The 8438-nt window shown below is 72.6% G+C and carries 7 protein-coding genes; 3 read left to right on the top strand and 4 right to left on the bottom strand.

The genetic code is table 11. The annotated features are described in order from the left end of the window. From ECOMGDLI_RS28215 to ECOMGDLI_RS37055, 4 genes are all read right to left on the bottom strand, one after another. On the bottom strand, positions 1-405 hold a 405-nt coding region (locus ECOMGDLI_RS28215), incomplete at its 3' end, for a single-stranded DNA-binding protein (protein WP_088320177.1). A gap of 95 nt (positions 406-500) precedes the next feature. Further along, on the bottom strand, positions 501-791 hold the full coding sequence (rpsF, locus tag ECOMGDLI_RS28210) for a 30S ribosomal protein S6 (protein WP_088287942.1): 291 nt from the start codon (positions 789-791) through the stop codon (positions 501-503). Between the two features lie 183 nt (positions 792-974). Further along, complete coding sequence (locus tag ECOMGDLI_RS28205; RefSeq protein WP_088320176.1) at positions 975-2594, bottom strand: glycosyltransferase 87 family protein; 1620 nt, start codon at positions 2592-2594, stop codon at positions 975-977. Positions 2595-2750: 156 nt separating this feature from the next. Beyond that, positions 2751-4753, bottom strand: a 2003-nt coding sequence (locus ECOMGDLI_RS37055) for a transglycosylase domain-containing protein (RefSeq protein WP_369812799.1), incomplete at its 3' end; no start/stop codon positions are given. 616 nt (positions 4754-5369) lie between these two features. Here ECOMGDLI_RS37055 and ECOMGDLI_RS28195 point away from each other — a divergent pair. The 3 genes from ECOMGDLI_RS28195 to ECOMGDLI_RS28185 form a co-directional block, all read left to right on the top strand. Beyond that, positions 5370-5858: a hypothetical protein gene (locus ECOMGDLI_RS28195; protein WP_088320174.1), complete on the top strand. Its 489-nt coding sequence runs from the start codon at positions 5370-5372 to the stop codon at positions 5856-5858. Between the two features lie 113 nt (positions 5859-5971). Continuing rightward, positions 5972-7531, top strand: coding sequence for a flotillin family protein (locus ECOMGDLI_RS28190; RefSeq protein ID WP_088320173.1), 1560 nt, complete (start codon positions 5972-5974; stop codon positions 7529-7531). Between the two features lie 244 nt (positions 7532-7775). After that, positions 7776-8438 (top strand): PadR family transcriptional regulator (locus ECOMGDLI_RS28185; protein ID WP_233153660.1); only part of this gene is annotated, 663 nt, incomplete at its 3' end.

Below are 8438 nucleotides of genomic sequence, written 5' to 3'. Positions count from 1 at the left end.
ACCACCGCCGCCGAAGCCACCACCGCCGCCGCCCCCGCCACGGCTGGTCTTGTTGACCTTCGCCGTCGCGTAGCGCAGGGAGGGGCCGACCTCGTCGACGTCCAGCTCGACGACCGTGCGCTTCTCGCCCTCCTTGGTCTCGTACGAGCGGCTGCGGAGCCGGCCCGTCACGAGCACGCGGGTGCCCCGCTGGAGCGACTCGGCCACGTTCTCGGCCGCGTCACGCCACACGGAGCAGCGCATGAAGAGGGTGTCGCCGTCCTTCCACTCGTTCGACTGACGGTCGAACGTGCGGGGGGTCGACGCGACGGTGAAGTTCGCCACCGCGGCCCCGGACGGCGTGAACCGCAGCTCGGGGTCGTTGGTGACGTTGCCGATGATGGTGATGACGGTCTCGCCGGCCATGGGTTCTTCGCCTTCGACAGTGGATGGGAGCTCGTCGGGGAAGGTACGGGCCGGGTCCGACAGGTGCCTCTCGGCGGCCCGCCGGGCCCTCCCGCTCAGCGAGCGTCGGGACGGATGAGCTTGGTGCGCAGCACGCTCTCGTTGAGGTTCAGCTGCCGGTCCAGCTCCTTGGCGACCTCGGGCGTGGACGTCATGTCGACGACCGCGTAGATGCCCTCGGTCTTCTTCTTGATCTCGTACGCGAGGCGACGACGACCCCAGATGTCGACGTTCTCCACGGAGCCGCCGCCGTTGCGGACGACATTGAGGAAACGGTCGAGCGACGGGGCGACGGTCCGCTCCTCGAGCTCGGGGTCGAGGATGACCATCAGCTCGTAGTGACGCATGCGTGAACCCACCTCCTCTGGTCTTGAGCGGTCACGGTCCGTCCGTGACAGGAGGGCTGTTGCGTCCGGGACGCCGGCCCGGGATCAGGTGACCCGGGGACGTCCGCGGGCCAAGGCTACCCGCAGGCTCCCCCGGGGCCGAAATCGGTCGTCCACAGGGACGCACCCGACCTTCCGGTCGGATCAGACGAGCCGGACGACGAGCGCGTCGTGCGCCCCGTCCGCCGGGCCGCCGAGCGGGTCGTCGGCGCCCGGGCCGCCGTCCTCGGGCAGCCGGACCGGGTCCCGCAGCGGGTCCCGGACCGCACGCAGGGCCTGCACCGCGAGCCACGTCATGCCGCCGAGGCGCACGAGCATGAGCAGCAGGTAGAACCCGGCGGGCATCCCGCGGTCGGTGTTCTGCAGCCCGCCGATGTACAGCCAGACCGCGACGAAGTAGACGACCTCGGTCGTCGCCCAGACGAGGTGGTCGCGCCAGCGCAGCCCGGCCCACGCGACGAACGGCAGGAGCAGCAGCGAGGCCTGCACCGGCACGGACTTCGACACGAGCAGGCAGCCGACGACGGCGACGAGCGCGACGTGCGCGACCCGGGGCCGGCGGTGCGACGCGAGCGCGACGGCGAGCACGAGGATCACGACGAGGGAGAACCCGACGATCGACAGCACCGTGCTCGCCGTCGCCCCGAGACCGTCCCCGGAGTACCAGAACCGGGCGTTCGCCGGCTTGCTCTGGGCGAGCATCTGCGGCACGAGCCACAGCGAGCCGTAGCCGGGGGTGCCGTCCCGCCAGGTCGAGAACGCGACCCCGAGCTGGCCCAGCCACCCGGGCAGCAGGACGGCGCGCAGCCCGAGGTAGGCGCCGAGGCCCACGAGGACCGTGGCCGCCGCCCGGCCGGCCGCCCCGGCGCGCAGGGCGACGGCGAGCAGGACGACGCCGAGCACCGCGTAGGTCGGCCGGACGGCGACCGTCAGGCCGAGCAGGACCCCGGCGGTGACGATCTTCTGCCGGCTCCACGCGAGCAGCGCCGCGCAGCCGAGCGCGACGGCGAACAGGTCGTAGGAGATCAGCCCCGCGGTGACGACGACCGGTGAGAGCGCGAGGTGCGCGGCGTCCCAGCGGCGGCGGCCGGCGACCACCGCGACGCAGAGGACGGCGACCGCGAGCGCGGCCGCGAGCAGCACCGCGGACAGGTCGAAGAAGACCCGGGCCGCCGCGGCGGACCCCTCGTCCGGGACGAGCCGCGACACGGTCCACATGAGGGCGGCCATGAGCGGCGGCTGGCCGAGGGAGCCGTCCGCCGCGACCGCGTCGACGAGCCCGGGCCGCCCCGGGTCGCCGAGGCCGGCGCTGCCGTAGAGCACGGGCACGTCGGAGTAGCACATGTGGAAGAACTGGTCGGGCGACGACCAGCCCTCCATCCGGCAGTGCTGGCGCTCGACGACGGCGAACCCCATGGCGAGGACGACGAAGACCATGAGCGCGGACGCCGCCCGCCAGAAACCGGTCGCGGCGGCGACCCGGCGCCCGGCCGGCCCCCCGACGACCTGGCTCGCGAGCCGGACGACCGGGTCGAAGCGCGACGGGGCGAGGACGCCGGACGGCCCGGTCCGCGGGGGCGGGGGCACCCGCCCCGGGTCGGCGAGGGCCGTCGTCCCGCGGGTGTGCGCCGGCGTGTGCCGGCCGGCGTCCGGCAGGTCGATCGCCGCGGTGCCGAGGGTGCTGAACAGCTCCTCGGCGGACGGCGCGGCGCCGTCCGGGCGGTCGGCCTGCGGCCCGTCCGCGGGCGCGTCGGGTGCGGTCACCGGGCCATCATGCCCGGCCCGGCCCGCCCCGGGGCACGGGTCGGGCAGGGCTGTGCCGCGGTCACCGGTCCGGTCACGGGGTCTGGGTGCCCAGCGCGACCGTGGGCGTCCCCGTCCTCGTCGGTCTCGTCCCGGACGAGGGGTCCGCCGCGGCGNGGTCGCGCTGGGCACCCAGACCCCGTGACCGGACCGGTGACCGTCGGCGTCGGGGTCTGGGTCTGGGTCGGCGTCTCGGTCGGCGTCTGGGTGCCCGGGTCCGTCGGCGTCGGCGTCGAGGACGGCGCCGGGTTGATCTTCTGGCCGATCGGCTTCGCGTCCGGGAACTGCTTGACCGGCTGGCCGTCGAGCGCCTGGGACATGAAGTCGGTCCAGACCCGCACCGGGAACGAGCCGCCGGTGATCTCGCCGAAGCCGCCGAAGCCGTCCAGCTCGATCGGGGTGCCCTCCTCGGACTCGCGGTACATCGCGACCGACGTGGCGAGCTGCGGGGTGAAGCCGGTGAACCAGGCCGACATGTTGCTCGACGAGGTACCGGTCTTGCCGGCGACGGGGCGGCCGAGCTGCAGGGCGTAGGTGCCCGAGCCGCGCTTGACGACCTGCTCCATCGCCTCGATCGCGTTGGCCGTGACGTTCGGGTCGAAGACCGGCTGCGGCTTGCCCTTGAAGCTGTAGACCTGCTTCTTCGTCTGGTGGGCGACGATCTTCACGAGCGAGTGCTGCGTCGTCCGCCGGCCGTTGTTCGCGATCGTCGAGTAGGCGTGCGCCATGTCGATCGGGTGCGGCGAGAAGGTGCCGAGGACGTTGGCGAGGTTGGGCTCGAGTCCGTTCGTCGTCCTCGGGAGCCCGGCGCACACCGCGGCGTCCTGGGTCTGCGCCGGCCCGACCTCCTTGTTGAGGGCGACGTAGACGGTGTTCACCGAGCTCGCCGTCGCCTTGCGCAGGTCGATGAAGCCGTACTGGCTGTTGCCGAAGTTGCGCACCGGCCGCTCGTAGCCCTTGAACTCCTGCGGGCTGCGGCCGTCGAAGCGGCTGTCGAGGTTGATCGCGGTCTCCTCGTCGATCCGTGGCTTGCAGGCGCCGATCGTCTGCTTGCCGCGCAGCGCCGCGAGGAGGGCGAACGGCTTGGCCGTCGAGCCGGCCTGCATGATGTCCTGCGTCGCACCGTTCTGCTGCCGCTCGAGGAAGTCCTCCCCGCCGTAGATCGACCGGACCTCGCCGGTCGCGACGTCGATCGTCGCCATCGAGATGCGGGTGCCCTTCGGCCACGACTTCTTCGCCGGGAGCGTCTCGTCGACGGCCTTGACGGCGTCGTCCATGAGCTTCTTGTCGAAGGTCGTGTAGATGTCGAAGCCGCCGGTGTCGAGGGTCTTGCCGTCGATGCCGTTCGGGTACTCGTCGGTGCGGACGGCCGCGGCCTCCTTGCGGACCATGGAGAGCAGGTAGCCGCGGTAGCCGGCGGGGGTCGTCGACGGCTTGTACTTGATGATCTTGGGGAACTTGAGCTTCGCGGCCTCGTCGGCGCTGATCCGGCCCTCGGTGACGAGACCGTCGACGACGAACTGCCAGCGCTCCTTGGCGCGCGCCTTGGAGTCGTTGCTGTCGAGCGGGTCGTAGAGCTCCGGGCCGTTGATGATGCCCGCGAGGTAGGCCGACTCGCTGACCGTGAGCTTGTCGACGTTCTTGCCGAAGTAGGACCTCGACGCCGCCTGGACGCCGTTCGCGCCACGGCCGAAGTAGATCGTGTTGAGGTAGCCCTCGAGGATCTGGTCCTTGGTGAACTTGCGGCCGACCTTGAGCGAGATGAACAGCTCCTTCACCTTGCGGGTGTAGGTGCGGTCCGAGCTCAGGTAGTAGTTCTTCACGTACTGCTGGGTGATCGTCGAGCCGCCCTGGAGCGAGCCGCCCTGCGCGTTGTTGAGCAGGGCCCGGACCATGCCGGGGATCGAGATGCCGCTGTTGCTCTCGAAGGTGCGGTCCTCGGAGGCGTACACCGCGTACTTGAGCGAGTCGGGGACCTGCTTGATCGTGACGAGGGTGCGGTTCTCCTCCTGGAAGCGGCCGAGCACCGAGCCGTCCCGGAAGTAGACCGTCGACGTCTGGAAGGTCGCGCTCTGCTTGCCGTCCGGGATCGGCGTCGAGGCGTAGGCGACGAAGAACATGCCCAGCACGAGCGCCGTCCCGGCGAGGACCAGCGAGCCGACGAGCTTCCACGACGGGATCCACCGGGTGAAGCCCCGGCGGGCCTGCCGCGGGTAGTCGACGAACCGCTTGCGCGGGGGCTTCCCGCCGGGCCGGCCGGTCCTGGCCCGGCCGCCCTCGGGCGCCCGGCCGGGGGGACCACCGAGGCCCTGACGGCCGCGCGGGTCGGCGTACTGGGGGGCGCCGTACCCGGCGTTGCCCCGGGTGGGGGTGTCGCCCGGGAAGTCCCGGGAGACGCCTCGTCGGCCGGAGGGCCGTGCCACGATGTCAGATCCTTCTGTCGTCCGTCTGTCGGTCCTCGCCGCCGGTCTCCCCCCGTGGGGCCCGTCGTGGGGCGCCGTTGCCGGGCCGGTCACGTGCCCGCCCAGTATGGGCACACTCCCCCGGCGGCATCGAAACGTGCACGTCAGAGCATGCCCTGCTCCCGGAGGACGCCCGACGGGCCCGCGAGGTTGCACCGCCGAGTGTCATCGGCCGATCACGTGGCGTGCTCGTCGTCCGCTCGCGCGGGTGCGGCGCCGGCAGGTTCCGCCGATCGCGGTGGAACCGCGCGGGCCCTGCGTACGATCACAGCGCATGACCCTGTTCATCGTCGTCGGCGTCGTGGGCCTGCTCCTGCTCGTGGCGTCGGTCGTCGTCGGCGAGATCTTCGACGGCCTCTTCGACGCCCTGCCCGGTGACGTCCTCTCGACCGCCGTCGTCGCCGGCTTCCTCGCCGCCTTCGGGTTCGCGGGCTCCGTCGCGGTCGGCAGCCTCGGGACCGCGGGCGCGACCGGTGTCGGCGTCGTGGCGGGCGCGCTCGTCGGCGGGGTCGCGGGCTGGCTGACGCGGGGCCTGACGAACGCCCGCACGGACGCGACCCCGACCGGCGCCGATCTCGTGGGCCTGTCCGGAACCATCGTCACGCAGGTGCCGTCGCAGGGGTACGGCGAGGTCAGCGTGACCGTGGCGGGGCACCTCACCAAGCTCAACGCGCGCGCCGACGAGGTGCTCCTCGTCGGGACGCCGGTGCGCGTCACCGCGACCCTGTCGCCGACGTCCGTCATGGTCGTCCGCCGCGCGTAGCCGGACCACGGCCGCCGCGGGGCGGCCGCGCGAGAAGCACAGCAAGGAACCGCCGGGGGGAGGTCCTCCGGCGCGCGACGGGCCGCAGGACGCGGCCCAAGGAAGAGGCTCGGGTGGATCTGTTCGGGTCGTCGACCGTGGTGTCGGTTCTCGGCATCGCGGTCCTGCTCATCGTCGTCGTCGCGCTCGTCACCCAGCGGTACAAGGTGGCGGGCCCCAACGAGGCGTTCATCATCACCGGCCGGCGCGGCAAGGAGGTGCGCAACGCCGAGACGGGCACGATCTCCACGGACATGTCCGGCCAGAAGGTCGTCATGGGCGGCGGGGTCTTCGTGCTGCCGTTCGTGCAGCGCCAGTACACCCTCGACCTGTCGAGCCGGCGGATCCCGGTGCAGATCCGCGGCGCCGTGTCCGGCCAGGGGGTCAAGCTCAACCTCGAGGGCGTCGCGATCGTCAAGGTCGGCGGCAACGTCGACTCGATCCGTGCTGCGGCACAACGGTTCCTCACGCAGCAGGCGGACATCGAGTCCTTCACGACCGAGGTGCTCGCCGGTGCCCTCCGCTCCATCGTCGGCGGCCTGACCGTCGAGCAGATCATCCGTGACCGCGGCGCCTTCGCCCAGCGCGTCGCGGACGAGTCGGAGGCGTCCCTCACCGGGCAGGGCCTCGTGCTCGACACCTTCCAGATCCAGGACATCACGGACGACGGCTCGTACCTCATGGACCTCGGCCGCCCCGAGTCCGCGCGCGTCCAGCAGGAGGCCGCGATCGCCGAGGCCGCCGCCCGGCGCGCCGCCGAGCAGGCCCGGATCGTCGCCGAGCAGGAGATCGCCGTCTCGCAGCGGGCGCTCGCGCTCAAGCAGGCCGAGATCAAGGCCGAGACGGACGCCGCCCAGGCCCAGGCCGCGGCGGCCGGCCCGCTCTCGCGCGCCGAGCGCGACCAGGCGATCCTCGCCGAGCAGGAGAAGGTCGCCGTCCGGCAGGCGGCCCTCACCGAGCGCGAGCTCGACACCCAGGTCCGCAAGCCCGCCGACGCCCAGCGGTACAAGGTCGAGCAGGAGGCGGAGGCCCGCCGCAGCTCGGCGATCGCGGACGCCGACGCCCGCAAGGCCGCGGCGATCGCGGCCGCGCAGGCCGACGCCGAGAAGGCGCGCATCACCGGTGAGGCCGAGAAGGCCCGCCGGACGGCGCTCGCCGACGCCGAGGCGATCGAGGGTGCGCGCCGCGGTGACGCCGAGAAGGCCCGCCGCGTCGCCGAGGCCGACGCCCTGCGCGCCGAGGGTGAGGCGGAGGCCGCCGCGATCCTCGCGCGCGGCCACGCCGAGGCCGAGGCGATGGAGAAGAAGGCGACGGCCTACAGCCGGTACAACGAGGCCGCCGTCCTCCAGATGCTCGTCGAGGTGCTGCCGAAGGTCGCCAAGGAGGTGGCGTCCCCGATGGCCGCGATCGACTCGCTCACGGTGCTCTCTACGGACGGCGCCGCGGCGCTCCCCCGCCAGGTCGCCGACAACCTGACCCAGACCCTCGCGATGCTCAAGACGACGACCGGCCTGGACCTCGGGCAGATCGTCCAGAAGTTCGCCGGGGCGGCGGCCGGGGTCTCGCCCGCGCCCGCGACGAACGGCTCGGTCGCCGGCCAGGCGCTCCCGGCCACGAAGCCGCCGGCCGACTGACCAGCGGCGGCTCGGAAACTGGAGCACCCGCAGCACCCCGCACCACCCGCAGCACCCACGAGGCCCGGACGGTCCGCCGTCCGGGCCTCGTCGTGCGCGCGGCACGGCTCACAGCCCGGTCGACTGGACAGATATATCGAGCCGATACATCATGGCGATGCAGACATGGATGCACGCTTGTCAGGTCCGAGCGTGTGACCAGCAGTGAAACATCACGTGCGCCGGATCACCAGACGGTCGCCACGTGACGTGCACGACGACCGGCCTGACGACCGGTCCGACGACCGGCCTGACGACGAGCGGAGGAGGAACGGTGGCCCGCAGGTCCGACGTCCTCGAGCTCGCCGTCCTCGGGCTGCTCCAGGAGTCCCCGCTGCACGGCTACGCGCTGCGCAAGCGGCTCAACGACCGGCTCGGCGTCTTCGCGGCCCTGTCCTTCGGGACGCTCTACCCCGCGCTGCGCACGCTGCTGACGCGGGGCTGGATCCGGGAGAGCCCGGCGACCGAGGTCGACGGCCCGGCCCTCGGCCGCCGGGCGCGGATCGTCTACGAGATCACCGCCGAGGGCAAGGAGCACTTCCAGGCCCTCGTCTCCTCCCCCGGCCCGGACGCGTGGGAGGACGGCACCTTCGACGTCCACTTCGCGTTCTTCGCCCGCACGGACGCCGCGACCCGGCTGCGCATCCTCGAGAACCGCCGGCTGCGGCTCACCGAGCGGATGGAGGCGGCGCGGCAGGCCCGGCTGCGCAACCGCGAGCGCCTCGACGAGTACACCCTCGCGCTGAAGTCCCTCGGCGAGGAGGCGGTCGAGCACGAGGTGCGCTGGCTCAGCGAGCTCATCGACTCCGAGCGCGCGAGCAACATGACGCACCTCGACGACCCCGACAAGCCGGACCCCGGAGCGGCC

This window comes from Kineosporia sp. R_H_3, assembly GCF_002198675.1.
In the GTDB taxonomy this organism is placed as follows: Bacteria; Actinomycetota; Actinomycetes; order Actinomycetales; family Kineosporiaceae; genus R-H-3.
Note: the sequence above shows the minus strand (reverse complement) of the source record. Positions and strands in the feature narration are given on the sequence as shown.